Origin of the sequence: Moorena sp. SIO4A1 (genome assembly GCF_010672065.1) — a bacterium.
Classification (GTDB): domain Bacteria; phylum Cyanobacteriota; class Cyanobacteriia; order Cyanobacteriales; family Coleofasciculaceae; genus Moorena.
Map to the genome: position 1 here is coordinate 22,618 of NZ_JAAHHX010000031.1, position 15,947 is coordinate 38,564.

Here is a 15,947-nt window from a genome sequence, read left to right on the forward strand (position 1 = left end):
GGATGAGGCGAATTGATGAAGACAAATTGACTGTGGGGCTTGCTGAATAGATAATACTGAATTTCCTGTGGGGATAACATCAAGCATAATGTGGCAAAATTTCCCAAGCTGCTTGGTAAAATTGCTGGAAATACAATTTTGCTAATTGGTTTATCCAGGGGCCAGGGTTGCTGTAGACACACTTGTAACATTTTAACTCCTGATTATCTATTTATAGTGTAATAAACCTATGAATAGCATCATTAAAAACTCCCTAAGCTAAAAGCAGAATCAATGAAATATTTCTGGCTAACCGTTGATGCTGTTAATTGGTTAAACTTGACATTCCATAATTTTTCAGGTAAACTTTCCACACTCCCTAAGGATGATAGTGATAAACTATTCAAGGGGTAAGTAGATTCTTGAGCGACTACTTCCTTAACGCCATCCTTATAATTCTGGAAAAACTTATTATTCATAAGGGTTGCAGAGATAAAATTTTCAGTCATTGGGGGAATCCCATTGACAAACATCAGGCAGGTAGTGACAGCAGCTGCTTCGATAAAGGTTCTCCAATAACGATGGTTCATAAGTAGAGTTAAGTTGATTGAGATATAGAAATAAGCCTTAGTATGACACCAAGTCAGTAATCAATGAAGGTCGTTATCATACCGTTAGTCATGGTTCACAGTCCTCTTCACCGAACGCCTAAAGTGTACGAAAAATTACTGAACTGAATTGATGCTATAGTTTCAGGATGAAGTTTGGATGTTTGCGATTGCGTTTTTGTTGTGTTTGAGTTGATGTATACCAATGACTCACCAGAAATGGGAGAGGGTGAAAAGGAAAAAGGCTTGCAGGCAACATGGATATCCTCTTGCCTCACGTTTAACGTCATCTTTTGTCCGAGAACAATCAACGGTCGGACCCTTGAGAGTGGGATAGAAGAAAATATAGCAATCCGATTTGAGTTGTCAAACACCAGAAAAGGGGCAGAGGAACCTCAGACCGGAAGTGGAGGAACAGAAGTAAGAATCTCACCATAGGTTCTTTTTCACAAATGATTGAGGATTTCTATATACTTCTCACCCCATCACCCCATCACCCCATCACCCCATCACCCCATCACCCCATCACCCCCTCTGATCAAAAATTTCCCATTGTGATCCGTTCCTTGTGGCTCTTGACCTATTTTTCGGGAAATCTATAGATGAGTGTCGAAAGATTTTTCAGTAAATTAAGCTTGAGCTATGGCAAAGCGATCTCTCCAGGCATCTCCAGACGGCATCAAAAAAGCCAAACAGGCTTTTGAACGCAAGGGATGGACACAAGAATATTTTGCGGGTGAAATCGGCATAGAAACTCGCCAACCGATTTGGAAGTTTTTTGCCGGTAAACCCGTTGACCGCCGCGTTTTTAGCGAAATCTGCTTTCATCTGGATTTGGAGATGGAAGACATTGTCGCTATACCAGAAGATGCTCAGATAGATGCAGAAAAGAAAGCAGCTGAGGACAAAAGTAGAGTTGATGCCATCGTCACCAAAGTGCGATCGCACTACCATGACAAAATTCAAAATCAGTGTGGCACTCTACGCCTATTAGATATTGCTCGACCGGTTAGTTTAGATCACATCTACGTGGATGTGAATATTCTCGAAGAAATCACTAGTCAACGATGGTTGGAAATTGACGATTTGCAAGGCTTCCCAGCGGAGGAATTTGACCGCTTGGGTATAGGCAAAGTGCGCCGGGAAAGCATACCAGGACTGCAAGCGGTAGAACGCTATCCTAAAATGATGGTGCTAGGTAAACCTGGCTCTGGGAAAACCACCTTTTTGCAATATCTGGCTATTCAGTGCAATCAAGGAAATTTTCAATCGGATCGGGTTCCGATGTTGATTCGATTGAAAAACTTTGCCGAGGATGCTATGATCGAATGTAGTTTCAGCCTATTTAACTACATTAATCAAGAGCTTCAAAGTTGTGGTATTTCAGAACAAGATATTGAAACTATCCTCAGCTATGGCAGAGCCTTGATCTTAATGGATGGCTTGGATGAAGTCCCGGAAAGTGCCAGTAATCAAGTTATTCAACAAATTCGTAAGATTTCAGAAAAGTATTACAAAAATCAGCTGATTATCACATGTCGCATTGCAGCTCAACAGTATCGATTTCAGGGATTTACTGAGGTTGAGATTGCTGACTTCAAACCAGCACAAATTCAACACTTTGCTAAAAAGTGGTTTGTGGCGGTAGCAAGGAATGACCCAGAATCAGGTTTGGAGAAAGCATCTCTGTTTATCGAGCAGATGAAGCTGCCAGAAAATCAGCAAATTAGAGAACTAGCAACAACACCAGTCTTGCTGAATCTAGCCTGTCTGGTTTTTCAAACCAAAGCTGACTTTCCTGTAAAACGCTCTGATCTTTACCAGCAAGGACTAGACTTACTACTGATTCGCTGGGATGAAGCCCGGGGTGTTAAGCGAGATGATATTTATCGTAATTTATCCTTGCCCCACAAGCTAGAATTACTTTCTCAATTAGCAGTTATCACCTTTGAGCAAGGGGAGTATTTCTTTGAAGAAATTCGGCTGCAACAATTAATTGCTGATTATTTACGGAAATTACCAGCAACTCAAAGCAACCAGGCAGCTCTAGAATTAGATAGCTTAGCAGTACTCAAATCTATTGAGGTGCAGCATGGACTATTGGTAGAGCGGGCAAGACGAATCTACTCATTCTCGCATCTGACATTTCAAGAGTATTTTACCGCCAGAGCGATTGTGATCGGCACTGGGATGTCTTTGTCACAGCTAGTCGAACACCTACAGGAGAAACGTTGGCGGGAAGTATTTTTACTCACAGCACAAATGTTGCCAGATGCTGATCAGCTATTGTTGCTGATCAAGCAACAGATTAATCGGTTAGTCTGTTCAGAAATGGTGCTTGACTCAGTCAAACTGACACCAAGCGCTATGGCTTTAGATGATAACTTGACAAAGTTCTTGAACTGGATCGAGATCAAATCCCTCGAGATCTATACTCCCTACAAGCCAGCAGCAGTCCGTGCTTTTTACATGACCCTTGCCCTTCCTCCTAGCCATCCTCTTTCCCGGAATCAAGCCTTAGCTTTGGCTATTGATCACAGACTAGGAGGAGAGTTGGGTAGTGAACTTGCCCTAGATTTAGCTTTAGATCATGCTTTAGCTGTTGCCCAAGCTATGACAGCAGAACTAGTTTACGACCGACTCAGTGCTCTTTACCTTGCCCTTGATTTGAATCACCTGACTGGGATTGAGTCTATAGGAGACTATCTAGAGAAGCTTAAAAATCAGCTACCTGACCTAGATGATGACGACCGAGATAGTATTCAAGAATGGTGGCAAAGTCATGGTGCGGAATGGGTATCACAATTAAGAGCCTTGATGATAGAGCATCGCAATATTGGTCACCAATGGCATTTGACCAAGACATCCCAAGATTGGTTAGAGCAGTATAGTCGTGTTAATCACTTGCTAGTAGAGTGCCTCAATAGTAATTGTCAGCTGAGTCTGACGGTGCGCAAAGAAATAGAAGATACGTTGTTGTTGCCCCTGTGCCACTCGTAATTGATCCCTCACGGTCGATGTTGACCTGAAGGGGTGACAAGTAGGTTGTCACCCCTTCAAGCTTTAACCTACCCTAAACCGAATACGGGGCGAACAACCTTGGCCTTGGCCTTGGCCAAAAGGCCACGCTACGCGAATGGGCCACGCTACGCGAATGGCCACGCGTGCGCGTTCAACCCTTAACCCTTAAGCCTTTTTGACCCGTGCTACGGTGATAATGTCGTCAGGCTTACTTACTATTGTTGATTGCTTTTTTATGCCTTTTCCGAGATCTAGTGGTCTTTTGCTCCATCCGACATCCCTACCTAGTCCCTTTGGTATTGGTGACTTAGGTTTACAGGCTTATCAATTCATTGAATTTTTGGCACAAAGCGCCCAGCAATACTGGCAAATATTGCCCCTTGGTCCGATTGGGTATGGTAACTCTCCCTATGACTCTTACTCAGCCATGGCAGGCAATCCCCTGCTCATTAGCCCAGAACAATTGCAAAAGCAGGGACTGCTCAAGGATGAAGACTTTGCCAATCTACCAGAGTTTCCCCTTGACTCAGTGGATTATGATCAGGTAATTCAAACCAAGATGCCCCTGTTGTACCAAGCTTGCGATCGCTTCCGTGCCAACGCCTCACCCCAACAGCACCAGAAATTTACAGAATTTTGTCAAGCAAAAGCCAGCTGGTTGGAAGACTATGCTTTATTTATGGCTGTTCATGATGCGTTTGACCAGAGTAGCTGGCATACTTGGGAACGAGACATTGCTATGGCTCAACCCAAAGCAGTTGAGTATTGGCGGCAGAAATTGCAGGATGAAATTTATTTCTACAAATACCTACAGTTTGAGTTTTTCTGCCAGTGGTCAGCTCTCAAACAGTACGCCAACCATCACCAGATCCAGATTATTGGTGATATTCCAATTTATGTGGCTCACGATAGTGCTGATGTCTGGGCTCATCGGGAAATCTTTGCCATTGATCACGAAACTGGCGAACCCACACTCATGGCTGGGGTGCCTCCGGACTATTTCAGTGCCACAGGTCAGTTGTGGGGTAATCCAGTATACAACTGGAAACAGTTAGAGGCAGATAACTTCCGATGGTGGATACAACGCTTCCAAACCATCTTGGAGTATGTAGACATTGTGCGGATTGACCATTTCCGGGGATTTGAAGCCTACTGGCAAGTCAAGCAAGGAGAAACAACTGCCATCACTGGAGAATGGGTTAAGGCACCAGGAAAAGAATTTTTTGAAGTACTCCAAGACAAGTTGGGAAATTTGCCAATTATTGCCGAAGATTTAGGGATCATCACTCCAGAAGTAGAAGCATTACGCTCACGGTTCCAGTTTCCTGGTATGAAAATTTTACAGTTTGCCTTTAGTGGGGGATCAAGTAACCCTTACTTACCGTTTAACTATGTCCGCAACTGTGTGGTTTACACTGGTACCCATGATAATGACACAACAGTAGGTTGGTTTAAAAAACTCTCTGCTGAAGATAAGCAGATTATAATTAATTACTGTGGACCAGTTAGCGAAGAAGGCATCCATTGGGATTTAATCCGATTAGCGCTCAGTAGTATTGCCAACCAAGCGATTATTCCTGTGCAAGATATTTTAGGTCTGGACACAGATGCTCGAATGAATTTTCCCAGTACCGTGGAAGGTAACTGGCAATGGCGCTATCGACCGAATGCGTTGAGTGAAGAATTGGCTAATCGCCTCAAAATCCTCACTCACACTTACGGTCGTGCTCCCGTCAGTTCTGACTATTAAGCCTAGTCATATTATATTCGAATAGTTTTAACAATTAATCCTATTAAGATTAATCCTACTTAAGTCATTATTGGTTGTTTATAATTTGACAAATGTTAATTATTAATTTACAATCGTCAAATCACAATCCTATTATATACAAGGGATTAACTGGGCTTTATATAAGTTAAGTCGTTGCTATAGTATTTTAAGTTGATATGTTCAACTTTAATTGATTAACAAAGTTAACAGGTAACATTAGGAAAGAGAGCCGACAATTGTTTGGTGTTATGGTCAATCAGCATTGGTTTTCATACATATATTTTGAATTTGAAATAATATAGGTTGTGATTTTTTTATTAAAATCTATAGGTTTTTGCTCCCAATTATCTGCTTTTTTAATGTTTAATATTGATTAGTTTAATCCTTTTCCCCTAGAAAGCTTGACTACTGGAGAGAGGGTCTAGGTTTAGCGGCAAAGGTTAATGCTTCTACTGCACCAGGAGCCCCCATCTGCTTTGCCTGTTGGTTATTGAACTCAACAATTACATTCCCAGCATCGCCAGCTTTAACAAATAGTTTTTCGTTAGCAACCCAAGTCTTCTGGGTTCCTTCTTCTAGGATGCCTTCATATTCTTTCTTCCCATCTGCCACGATCAGAAGCCAAGATCTACCTTTGAGAGTGATATCCACCTGAACTGGCTTATTTGGACCCGACGGTATCTTGGTTAAGGCTAACTGCGCTTGGGAGTTAGTTTGATCTAAATTACCGGGTGTCGGTAACAATTGAGCTGGAGACGAGTTTGGTTCCTTATCAGTTATTTGTGGCTTAGAAGGGTTGATTAGGACAGATAAGCCACTCACTGAACTAATAACCAAGCAAATGTAGAACAAATAAAGATGAAACGGTCGCAGTTGAGGAACCCTACTGTTACCCCAGGAAAGTTTTGACCTTTTTACAGTTACCCCAGTGGGAAAAGCCTTGGCAAACTCGTCTCCATTTAAGCCTAGTGCATCCCCAAAGTGCTTGATAAACCCTTGAACATACACAGGTTCTGGTAATTGGTCTAGCTTGCCTTGCTCTATTGCCCTCAAAAATCGTGCATTAATTCGGGTGCAAGCGGCAATTTCCTCAATGGTTTTACACTGTTGAGTACGTAACTGACACAGATATGAACCCATTTCTGCCAGCTTCTTCTCTTGTTGTTGCTGCAACGGGACTTTGTTTTCATTCATACACGGTACTCCTCGACATCTGCTGGCATTTTTACTGAACAATGGTGGATTTACTGGTAATAAAACTCACCTCTACATCATTCAAGGCACGGTAGTCACCACAAGGAAGAATTTGCTCTCCTGGTAGATTTAATTTAATCGGGCCAATAGCAGTACGATGTAGATGAATCACTGGATAGCTTAGGAGTTGAGCAACACGACGGATCTGTCGGTTTCTACCTTCCGTTAAGACTACCTCCAAAAGTGTGGATTGACCCTTACGCTTAAGTACACGAACTTGAGCGGGTAACGTTTTTTTACCCAGCAGATTAACACCTTCACGCCAAGTTTGCAGTACCGATTCTGGGGGATTACCCCGTACCCAAACCTGATACGTCTTAGGTATGTGATGACTAGGATGGGTCAGGCGAAATGTTAGCTCACCATCATTGGTCAGTAGTAATGCACCTGTAGAATCGGCATCCAGCCTTCCTACAGGATGAATCCCCTGACCCTTGGTTAGTTTATCCGGTAATAAGTCAATTACTGTCGGACGATTACGGGAATCTCGGCAAGTGGAAACTACTCCAGCAGGCTTGTTCAGTAAAAGGTAGATAGATTGAGGTCGGTGATAGGGGTTGATCGGTTTGCCATCCACTTCGATTACATCTGTTTCTGGATCAGCTTTCTGCCCCAAATGTACAGTCGTACCATTTAGGCGCACTTGTCCTGCGGCTATCATCTTCTCGGCTCGACGCCGTGACGCAATACCCCACTGTGAAAGAATTTTTTGTACTCTTTCCTCCATGACCCAACATTTGGCTTTAGCTTTGTCTTCTGGACTATGGTGATGCTGAATCTAGTTTGTCTTATGCTTATAGTGTGCCCAGGAGTTGATTTCCATTAGACAACGACTTCAAAATACTATGTACAAAAATACTATGTACAAATAGTACAAGAAGGTGTTCTTTTGGTTAAAACTCCCAAAACCTCGAAGCAAAAGCCAAGTCAGATTATCAGCAAAGTTATTTCCCCAGCGCTACGGCTGTGGCTGCGATCGCAAGTAGAGGAAGTTGCTACATTGCAACTAAACATTGTGGGATGCGATCGCCAAATCCTGACTGGTTACATTCCTCAGGTTGCCCTTGCTGCCAACCAAGCAGTTTATCAAGGACTGCATCTAAGCCAAATTCAGCTCGAAGGCAGTAATATTAGACTCAACCTGGGTCAGATAATTAAGCGTAAACCCGTACGTCTTTTAGAACCAGTTCCCGTAGTGGGTCAGCTATTACTCCTAGAACCAGACCTGCAATCATCTCTTGAAGCACCCTTGTTATCTAACGCTTTGACGGAGTTATTATATACATTCCTTAAATCAGATGATATCATTAAACCCGGTAACGACCCAAAATCGCCACAAATACGCTGGCAAAAGATTAATATCAATATAGGACAGCTGACCTTAAGAGGCATTTCAACTAATCCTGATGTTGCTAGCCAGCTGATAGTAATTCGTGCTGGTATCCAACTGGCGACCCCCAACCAACTCGAACTGAACCCCTTGCAAGTTCAGATAGATCATGATGCCCCCCCTATTAGCTTAGATGGCTTTCTAATCAATTTAGGACCAGAGGTGGAGCTTCAGGAACTTACCCTCACAACTGGACAACTGATATGTCGTGGAGGATTGAAGGTAATGCCTTAGTCGTTAGTCCTTAATCGTTATTTATGATACTTTTAGCTGTTTTTAATTAGCTTAAGCGCGTTGATATTGTGGCTATATAATTCATAATTATGTCATTAATGCGTCATTACCTGTAATAAAACCATCCTTTCCATCCTTAAGGAAAAAACCTACCCATAACAGCTTTTGTTAGGTGCGCTTACAGTTGTCGAATTAAATTCGCGTGATTGTCGCGCCTCTGGATGCAGTTCCTGATGGTTTGGGTTCTGTGTGCCCAGGCAAGGGTCCACACCTGTCAGCCATGCAAAGCCCGAGTGGTTTGAAGTTACCGTAAGACAGGCTCGCCTTAATCAATAAGTTTTAACCATGCATCTGCATAGCCTATCAACTATAAAGGCTCAACGTAATCAGGTTTCGTCTCCGGGGAAAACCCCCGCAGGTCGGCGCTGCCTCCCCTGTTCCCTTGCTGCATCGCTGTAAGCCCTGTCGAGAAAGTCTTTTGCTTCACAATCGCTCCCTTTTCGTGCTGCATACGTTGCCAACTACAGGCGCGCCTTATGCTATTCCTTATCCATCCTTCCGTAAGATTATTAAGTAATGTAACAATTTTGCGGTTATACCAGCTAAATGTCTTGACAGCTAGAGAGGAAGCCGATAAGGTTAAATACATACCCGGGTACAACGATATAAAAAATATATGCAAGACAAGCAAAAAGTTACTCTTTATCTTCCACCAGGATTGCACCGCCGGCTCAAAATTAAAGCGGCTGTTGATTCTGAATCAATGTCAGCTATGGTTGAGAGGGCGATTATATTCTACATAGAACATCAAGATGTGGTTGAAGAGGTAGACCAATATGGACAAACCCATAAAGTATACCCCTGTCCTGAGTGTTCTAGTGACTTGGTTCTCTCAGAGGGAAAATTAGTTGCTCTGAAAAACCAACCTGGTGTGATATCGGAAGAACTCCCAGTAGAAAAGGTAACAGCAAAAGTATGCTCCAGTACCGATTCTCACGGAGAAGAGGAATTGGTTCCTTGTTAAGGTAGCCAAAGTTAAGGTAGACAAATTAATCTACTCGCAGAGCACACTTAGTTAGCTCAGTGGTTCAGTTGAAGATGTTTGGGCAGTTGTAAGCCGTCTCTAATATTAGGTAGAGTTATGCAAGAAGAGATAAACGTTCTCATTCAAGCTCAATATCCTCTAATCTACCTCGTGACTCCCGAGGAGGAGCGGGCAGAGAGGGCAATAGCAATGATTGCTCAAAGGAAGTCTCAACAGCAACGAGTCTTCGTTTGGACCGTCACTCACGGGATTGTTGAGTATGGTCAATCACGCCACACCACTCAGCACAATACGGTCTCTCCTGAGGCAGCAGTTCAGTGGGTAATTCAACAAAAAGAGCCTGGTATATACATCTTTAAGGACTTACATCCCTTTATAGATGCACCAGCAACTACCCGATGGTTGCGGGATGCGATGGCAAGCTTTAGGGAGGAAGCAAAGAAGTCTCTTAAAAAGTCTATCATCGTAATGTCCCCGGTGCAGCAGATTCCTATTGAGTTGGAAAAGGAAGTGGTTGTGCTTGACTTTCCCCTACCAAACCTTAAGGAACTTAACCAAGTCCTATCCCACCAACTGGATCAGAGTAAAACTCGCCGAACGACTACAGAAACTAGGGAAAAGCTGCTCAAAGCAGCATTAGGCTTGACCCGCGATGAAGCAGAGAAGGTTTATCGCAAAGCCTACGTTAAAGCTGGTCGTCTCACCGAAGCTGAAGTCGATATTGTTCTATCCGAGAAGAAGCAGATCATCCGCCGCAACGGGATCCTAGATTATATCGAAGAAGATGAAACCCTCGATTCTATAGGAGGGTTAGAGGAACTGAAGCGTTGGCTGAAGCAGCGCTCTAATGCCTTTACCGAGAGGGCGAGAGAATATGGTTTGCCTCAACCGAAGGGAATGTTGATTCTAGGGGTTCCTGGCTGTGGTAAATCTCTAATTGCCAAAACTACGTCTCGTTTATGGGGTCTGCCACTATTGCGCCTGGATATGGGGCGAGTATACGATGGCTCGATGGTAGGGCGCTCGGAAGCTAACCTACGCAATGCTTTGAAGACGGCAGAATCAATCTCTCCAGCTATTCTCTTCATAGATGAGCTTGATAAGTCGTTTGCTGGTAGCAGCGGTTCTTCTGACTCTGATGGGGGTACTTCAAGTCGGATATTTGGTTCTTTCCTGACCTGGATGCAAGAAAAAACCTCACCAGTCTTTGTGATGGCGACAGCAAACCGAGTGGAGCGCCTACCAGGAGAATTCCTGCGCAAAGGTCGTTTTGATGAGATATTTTTTGTTGATTTACCCAACACCCAAGAACGCCAGCAAATCTTTGAAATTCACCTGAAAAAGCGGCGTGGAGATATTGACCGCTTTGACATTGAACAGTTAGCTAAGGTTTCTGAAGGTTTTTCTGGGGCTGAGATTGAGCAAGCTATGGTGGCAGCCATGTACGAGGCATTTGCTCAAGACCGGGAGTTTACTCAACTGGATATTATTGCCGCGATTAAATCAACTCAGCCTCTATCGCGCACGATGACAGAGCAGGTTGCAGCCCTGAGGGACTGGGCTAGGCAACGCGCGCGACCTGCTGCATCCTCCCTAGCTGAATATCAGCGTATGGAGTTCTAACAGGCTTTCTCCTGCTCCCAACAGGAGTAAAGGCTAGCAAAACATCATTGCTAGCAGTTTGATAAGTAGCCGCTTGTAATTGTTGAGGGCGGCTAGCAATAAAAGTAAAATGCTACGTTGTCGTTTCTCTGATACCTTTTCTGGAGGAAATCCACATGTCTCACTTTAGCACTCTGCGCACTAAAATCTCCGATGCCGAAATCCTGAAGACTTCCCTGTGTGACCTGGGAATCAATGTTAAGACAGAAGCTGATGTTCGCGGCTACAATGGTCAACGAGTTCGCGCTGACTTGGTTGCCGTTCTCGAAGGCGAATATGATCTAGGTTGGTCTCGCAACAGTGATGGCACCTTTGACCTGATTGCTGACCTTTGGGGTGTGGCTAAGAAGCACAACCAAACCGAGTTGATCAACTCCATCAACCAGAAGTATGCCGTTAACAAGACCTTGGCAGAAGTCAAGCAGCGTGGGCTAAACAATGCCAACGTTAAGTTGGTGCTACAAAAGTAGTCCATTTAGGCGTTCCCAAGCTCACGGGTTGACCAATTGTATAGCGGGTTAACCCGTTTTTTTGTGCAAATTTTTGTGCAATTGTATAAATTTCGATTTTAGAAAAGCCGATAAACCATAAAGGCTGAGAACTCCGACGGCTTGATTTAAACTTCCTTGACAAGGGAGTTTTGATCTGGTGCAAACGGTATGATGTTTTCAGTCATAGTAAAATATTCTATACTCAACGTGTCCAGATGCGGCTCGACGCCCATCTCGTAACAATTGTTTATAATCCCCCATGCTTGAGCTGGGGGGAAGTTCAAGCAATTAATATATAGATTATGTCAATGCAGTCTAATCTAGTCTTTTGAGGGGATACCGTTGTGAGTAATGTGATTACAATCGAAGATAAAGATTTTGAAATTGAAGTTTTAAAAGCCCAGCAGCCAGTACTGGTATACTTCTGGGCAACTTGGTGTGGACCATGCCGCTTAGTATCGCCATCAGTGGACTGGGTTGCTAAAAATTATAGCGATCGCTTAAAAGTCATTAAGATGGAAGTAGACCAACATCAAGATGCCGTTGCCAAGTGCAAGGTAGAGGGTGTCCCTGCTCTAAGACTGTTTAAAAATGGTGAGCTGGCCAAATCCCATGAGGGAGCAATTACCAAAGCTCAATTGAAAACTATGCTGGATGAGAATTTAAATTAGGACAGTAAGGGGCAATGGGAGCAATGCCAGCGCAGATGGGAAAGTCTCGTGCATGAGAGCTGATTTGTAAAGGAAATCTTAAGAAGTCTGAAAGCATTGCTATGATTGTCTTTTGGGTATTAAATAGTTCAATTGTTCTATTTTAGCGCAAGCCTTATCCTACAAAGATTACAGCGAGTTTACGAATCAGCTCTGAATAGACAAAAGAAAAAGACTAAGAGTGAACTACCCCCGACACGCTGCGCGTAATCGGGGGCTTCCCAATTCATGGGGGACTGCATCTGAGACAACAGAAGTTTTCCCAGGTTGTCTTACGTCCCCTCCAAGGGCAGTAGAGCTAGTTCCTAACTCCAATATCCGCAAGCCTTGATTTCTAATATTGATAGCAGCATTGATATCTCTATCATGGTGAGTGCCACAAAAAGGACAAGTCCAATTTCTAACAGACAAGTCCATCTCGACCTGTTGATGATCACAAACATGACAAAGCTTCGATGATGGAAACCATCTGTCAATTTCAACGTAGATTTTCCCTGCCCATTCAGCTTTGTAGGTGAGCATTGTTGTGAACATTCCCCAGCCACAATCACTAATGGCTTTAGCCAAATTAGGATTTTTAACCATGCCTTTAACATTGAGATTTTCCACCACAATAACTTGGTTTTCGTTAACTATCTTGCGGGATAGTTTGTGCAGAAAATCCTCTCTACATCTGGCAATAAAACCTTGAACTTTGGCTACCTTTATTCTGGCTTTGTTTCGGTTTTTGCTACCTTTTTGTTTCCTAGATAAACTTTGTTGCTTACGCTTCAAATTCTTGGCGTGTTGAGCAATATGTCTAGGATTATCATACTTCTCACCCTCACTAGTGACCGCAAAATGAGTCAATCCTAAATCAATACCTATAGCAAGGCCAAGGCTGTTAGGTTGTTGAGGTTCAATTCCATCCTCAACTAGAATTGAGGCAAAGTACTTACCATCTGGATTCATGGAGACTGTTACCGATCTCAATTCTCCTTCAATGGGACGATGCTGACGGCAGTAAACTTTACCCACTTTTCCTGGAAGCTTCAGGTAATCTCCCTCAATGTGGAAATGTTGAGGATAAGTCACTGTTTGCCTTCCCTTCTTTGATTTGAATCGAGGGTATTTAGCTCGTTTATCAAAGAAGTTTTTGAACGCGGTTGATAAGTTATTGGCTACAAACTGAAGACATTGAGAATAGCAATCTTTGAGCCATTCGTACTCTTTTTTGAGACCCGGTAACAGTCCCTGTATTGCTGCTCTGGATAAGCTTTTTCCCGTATCTTGATAGGTTTGTTGACACAAAGTAAGAGCATAATTCCAAAACCATCTAGCACAGCCAAAGCTACGAGCTAAAGCGATGTGCTGACTGTTGTCTGGGTATAGTCTGAACTTGTATGCCTTGAGCACTATTACAATTGAGGAATTCTAATATAATTGTACCACAAACCATGCTCGCTATCCATCCCCCACCTGCTACGCGGCGGTGGGGGAATTTCCCGGAGAATTTTTAAAATGCAGTTTGCCCAACGTTTACAACCCCTGCAAGCAAATGTATTTGCCGATATGGATCAGGCCAAAGCGTTGGCAGCTGCTGGGAAAGAAATCATTGACCTATCATTAGGGTCTTCCGATTTACCAGCTCCCAACCATGTGTGTGCTGCGATTGAAGCCTCGTTGTATGAGCCCAGCACTCACGGTTACTTGCTGTTTCATGGTACTAGAGCGTTTCGTCAGGCAGCAGCTAGCTGGTATACTGAAAAATTTGGTATTCCGGTTGACCCAGAAACTGAGGTGCTACAACTGATTGGTTCTCAGGAAGGCACAGCTCATTTACCTTTAGCTGTGCTTAATCCAGGGGATTTTGCTCTGCTACAAGACCCAGGCTATCCTTCCCATGCCGGTGGTGTCCACCTAGCCAGTGGTCAGATTTATCCCATGCCCCTATTGGCAGAAAACAATTTTTTGCCTGTATTTGAGGATATCCCTCAGGCAGTGCTAGCTCAAGCACGGATGATGGTGTTGAGTTATCCCCATAATCCCACTACTGCGATCGCATCCTTGTCTTTTTTTGAGGAAGCAGTGGCGTTTTGTAAGTGCCATAACCTGGTATTAGTTCACGATTTTCCCTACGTTGATATCGTTTTTGAAGATACCAGAGGCAATGGCGAGCAGATCGGGAAAATCCCAGAAACCCTCAATCCCAACTCTGTTGCTCCCTCGGTTTTGCAAGCAGACCCAGAGAAGACTGTATCGATTGAGTTTTTTAGCTTTTCCAAGTCTTACAATATGGGAGGCTTCCGGATTGGCTATGCTATCGGTAATGCTCAATTGATTCGAGCGTTGCGGCAGGTGAAAGCGGCAATTGACTTTAACCAATACAGGGGGATTCTCAATGGTGCGATCGCAGCGTTGAATGGTTCTCAAGACATTGTTAAACCTGTAGTCACCACCTATCAACAGCGGCGGGATACCTTTGTCCATGCTTTAAACCGCATTGGTTGGTCAGTGCCAGTGCCACTAGCCACTATGTATGTCTGGGCAAAATTGCCAGAACCTTGGGCAGGGAACTCAGTAAAATTTTGTACTAGCTTGGTAGAAGCCACTGGGGTGGCTGTTTCTCCAGGAGCTGGTTTTGGCAAGGCTGGTGAAGGCTATGTGCGTTTTGCCTTAGTACAGGAACCAGAGGTTTTAGAAAGGGCAGTGGAGAGAATTTCAGAATTTTTGAAATCTCATTAATAAGCACCATTTTACTCTGTCGAATTAATGTTAAGGATTAGGGCAAGGTGTTAAGAAACCGTAAGAGGCTGGCATGACGGATATAGGCTTTTGCAGCGGTTTGACGGGGTGAGTTAACCTGTATCGTGGTTGGTGTAAACCATCCGCAGCAAGTCGAATCGTTGATCCAACAATCCCCGTCTATGCACGAGCGGGGAGTGTCAATGATTGTTAACCTGTTACAGCAGCTGATTAGTATCCTGATTTACAGGCAGATCGAAAACTACTTCAAACTCTGCTTCTGGCATATACCGATCCAAAAATCGGAGATGGTTATGAGCATCCTGACGATTAAAGAACCTAGCAACTGTGTACCTTTGGCATTTAGGCAGTAGACGCATAAGAGCCCAAGGGCGAGTGTAGTCTTCTGTTAGCGGAATTTGTTGATTAGTCATGCTTACCCCTGATTTGACCTAATAAGATCACTGGATGATTGCTTGATGAAAGGCGATGGACGCGCGTCCATCGCCTAGCTTATGAAAGACCTTTGTTTTCTTAGGTGCGCTTTACGTTGGCGAATTAAATTCGCCACGGGTCGCACCTGTCGAATCTTTAGTCACATTAATCTAAAATGGCTGACTAAAACATAGCCACGTGATCTGGACATTAGGATGATTCTGTGATATTCGCAGACTCCTGATCACAAAAGGGAAAGATGATGAGCTGATTGATTATTTCCGTAGCTGCTGCAAAGCGAGACTGTTTGTTAAACTTTCCTTAAATCCTGACGTAGGGTGGGTTAGGCGGCTAGTACTGTCAAAGCTCACCTGTTAACAGAGCTGCCCGCCCTAACCCACGACTATTCAGCTGTCTTAAGATTTACTTTATAAACAGTCTCTAATTTTAATCAGCCAGCCTATGGATTAAACGTAAGTATTTAGTAAAAAAAAGCCCTTTAACAGTACAATTACGACATTATAACGTAAGACATATTTGCTATAATAATGGTATTTAAAAAGGTCTAACAATTTCCAATTATAAAAGACAAAAACTTACAGAAAAACTGTCAAATCGAATCC

At 43.5% G+C, this 15,947-nt stretch carries 15 protein-coding genes; 10 read left to right on the plus strand and 5 right to left on the minus strand.

Going from position 1 to position 15,947, the window contains the following annotated elements:
- Nucleotides 1-242: 242 nt before the first annotated feature.
- A complete protein-coding gene (locus F6K53_RS20470; RefSeq protein ID WP_293020995.1) occupies nt 243-569 on the minus strand; it encodes a hypothetical protein in 327 nt (108 codons plus the stop codon).
- A 174-nt stretch (nt 570-743) separates the two neighbouring features.
- Here F6K53_RS20470 and F6K53_RS20475 point away from each other — a divergent pair, with 174 nt between their 5' ends.
- From F6K53_RS20475 to malQ, 4 genes are all read left to right on the plus strand, one after another.
- Entirely contained in the window at nt 744-1,025 is a 282-nt protein-coding gene (locus F6K53_RS20475; protein WP_293020997.1) for a hypothetical protein, read from the plus strand.
- A 204-nt stretch (nt 1,026-1,229) separates the two neighbouring features.
- Complete coding sequence (locus F6K53_RS20480) at nt 1,230-3,587, plus strand: NACHT domain-containing NTPase (protein ID WP_293020999.1); 2,358 nt, start codon at nt 1,230-1,232, stop codon at nt 3,585-3,587.
- Nucleotides 3,588-3,632: 45 nt separating this feature from the next.
- The gene (locus tag F6K53_RS20485; protein ID WP_293021001.1) at nt 3,633-3,770 is read left to right on the plus strand and encodes a hypothetical protein; all 138 of its coding nucleotides are present in this window, start codon (nt 3,633-3,635) and stop codon (nt 3,768-3,770) included.
- Nucleotides 3,771-3,843: 73 nt separating this feature from the next.
- Entirely contained in the window at nt 3,844-5,358 is a 1,515-nt protein-coding gene (gene malQ / locus F6K53_RS20490) for a 4-alpha-glucanotransferase (protein ID WP_293081827.1), read from the plus strand.
- A gap of 426 nt (nt 5,359-5,784) precedes the next feature.
- On the opposite strand, the gene F6K53_RS20495 is transcribed toward malQ, so the two are convergent.
- Both F6K53_RS20495 and F6K53_RS20500 read right to left on the minus strand, forming a co-directional pair.
- Complete coding sequence (locus F6K53_RS20495) at nt 5,785-6,573, minus strand: RodZ domain-containing protein (RefSeq protein ID WP_293021004.1); 789 nt, start codon at nt 6,571-6,573, stop codon at nt 5,785-5,787.
- A gap of 31 nt (nt 6,574-6,604) precedes the next feature.
- A complete protein-coding gene (locus tag F6K53_RS20500) occupies nt 6,605-7,360 on the minus strand; it encodes a pseudouridine synthase (RefSeq protein WP_365939959.1) in 756 nt (251 codons plus the stop codon).
- Between the two features lie 162 nt (nt 7,361-7,522).
- Between F6K53_RS20500 and F6K53_RS20505 the strand changes: the two genes are divergently transcribed.
- The 5 genes from F6K53_RS20505 (at nt 7,523) to F6K53_RS20525 (ending at nt 12,126) form a co-directional block, all read left to right on the plus strand.
- Entirely contained in the window at nt 7,523-8,257 is a 735-nt protein-coding gene (locus F6K53_RS20505) for a DUF2993 domain-containing protein (RefSeq protein WP_293081831.1), read from the plus strand.
- A gap of 676 nt (nt 8,258-8,933) precedes the next feature.
- Nucleotides 8,934-9,281, plus strand: coding sequence for a hypothetical protein (locus F6K53_RS20510; protein ID WP_075902649.1), 348 nt, complete (start codon nt 8,934-8,936; stop codon nt 9,279-9,281).
- A gap of 117 nt (nt 9,282-9,398) precedes the next feature.
- Nucleotides 9,399-10,925 carry an AAA family ATPase gene (locus tag F6K53_RS20515; protein ID WP_293021007.1) on the plus strand — a complete coding sequence of 509 codons (1,527 nt, stop codon included), beginning with the start codon at nt 9,399-9,401 and terminating at the stop codon, nt 10,923-10,925.
- A gap of 155 nt (nt 10,926-11,080) precedes the next feature.
- Nucleotides 11,081-11,434, plus strand: coding sequence for a DUF1257 domain-containing protein (locus F6K53_RS20520; RefSeq protein WP_075902645.1), 354 nt, complete (start codon nt 11,081-11,083; stop codon nt 11,432-11,434).
- Between the two features lie 365 nt (nt 11,435-11,799).
- Nucleotides 11,800-12,126, plus strand: coding sequence for a thioredoxin domain-containing protein (locus F6K53_RS20525; protein WP_070394815.1), 327 nt, complete (start codon nt 11,800-11,802; stop codon nt 12,124-12,126).
- A gap of 225 nt (nt 12,127-12,351) precedes the next feature.
- Here the strand turns inward: F6K53_RS20525 and tnpB are convergent, their stop codons facing one another.
- Nucleotides 12,352-13,560: an IS200/IS605 family element RNA-guided endonuclease TnpB gene (tnpB, locus tag F6K53_RS20530; protein WP_293021012.1), complete on the minus strand. Its 1,209-nt coding sequence runs from the start codon at nt 13,558-13,560 to the stop codon at nt 12,352-12,354.
- A gap of 105 nt (nt 13,561-13,665) precedes the next feature.
- Here tnpB and F6K53_RS20535 point away from each other — a divergent pair, with 105 nt between their 5' ends.
- Nucleotides 13,666-14,889, plus strand: coding sequence for an LL-diaminopimelate aminotransferase (locus tag F6K53_RS20535; RefSeq protein ID WP_293081834.1), 1,224 nt, complete (start codon nt 13,666-13,668; stop codon nt 14,887-14,889).
- A gap of 218 nt (nt 14,890-15,107) precedes the next feature.
- Here the strand turns inward: F6K53_RS20535 and F6K53_RS20540 are convergent, their stop codons facing one another.
- Nucleotides 15,108-15,323 carry a hypothetical protein gene (locus F6K53_RS20540; protein WP_293021015.1) on the minus strand — a complete coding sequence of 72 codons (216 nt, stop codon included), beginning with the start codon at nt 15,321-15,323 and terminating at the stop codon, nt 15,108-15,110.
- Between the last annotated feature and the right edge of the window lie 624 nt (nt 15,324-15,947).